Origin of the sequence: Geobacillus sp. B4113_201601 (assembly GCF_001587475.1) — a bacterium.
GTDB lineage: Bacteria > Bacillota > Bacilli > Bacillales > Anoxybacillaceae > Geobacillus > Geobacillus icigianus.
This window is the reverse complement of the sequence record NZ_LQYX01000119.1, coordinates 1-222: the sequence shown is the minus strand read 5'-3', so window position 1 is coordinate 222 and position 222 is coordinate 1.

Here is a 222-nt window from a genome sequence, read left to right as displayed (position 1 = left end):
GGGAACGGGTGTTTCCCCTCCGCTATCACCACTAGGCAAGCGATTCCGTTTTTCATCAATCATTATACCAGAAAATTAATTCCTGTCAAGAAGGAACGCATTCCTTCAAAACTAGATAACCGTCGGAAGAAGCCGCGTATCGTCCGGTCTAGCTCCGGCCGCCATCGGCTCGCGACGCTTCGGTCCTGCTGTGGCGGCATAGCCTCCTCGCAGGCCCTCCAG